Source organism: Mesorhizobium sp. M1A.F.Ca.IN.020.06.1.1 (assembly GCF_004023265.1).
Taxonomy (GTDB): domain Bacteria; phylum Pseudomonadota; class Alphaproteobacteria; order Rhizobiales; family Rhizobiaceae; genus Mesorhizobium.
Map to the genome: position 1 here is coordinate 1 of NZ_RZSR01001692.1, position 573 is coordinate 573.

Below are 573 nucleotides of genomic sequence, written 5' to 3' on the forward strand. Positions count from 1 at the left end.
CGCCCACAGCATCGGCGTGTCGAAGCGCACGCGCCCGCCATACATGGTGAAGAGCCAGTTGTAGATCTTGACCCCGGTGCCGACGGCGATGACCGAGGTGGCTATGCCGAAGGCGGCATTGACGTCGGCCCCGGCGCCCATGGTGAAGAAGTGGTGCAGCCAGACCATGAAGGAGACGATGCAGATGAACAGCGTCGCCGCGACCATCGACCGGTAGCCGAACAGCGGCTTCGATGAGAAGGTCGAGAAGATCTCGGAATAGATGCCGAAGGCGGGCAGCACCAGGATGTAGACCTCCGGATGGCCCCACGCCCAGATCAGGTTCATGAACATCATCTGGTTGCCGCCGGCTTCGTTGGTGAAGAAATGGAAGCCGAGGTAGCGGTCGAGCGTCAGCATGGCGAGCGTGGCGGTGAGGATCGGGAAGGCCGCGACGATCAGCAGGTTGGAGGCGAGCGATGTCCAGCAGAACATCGGCATGCGCAGATAGCCCATGCCCGGCGCGCGCATCTTGAGAATGGTGGTCGCCAGGTTGACGCCGGTGAGCAGCGTGCCGACGCCGGAGATCTGGAT

Annotated in this window: 1 protein-coding gene; it reads right to left on the bottom strand. The window is 62.8% G+C overall.

Going from position 1 to position 573, the window contains the following annotated elements:
* Positions 1-573 (bottom strand): cbb3-type cytochrome c oxidase subunit I (locus EOA60_RS36390; RefSeq protein WP_206628471.1); only part of this gene is annotated, 573 nt, incomplete at both ends.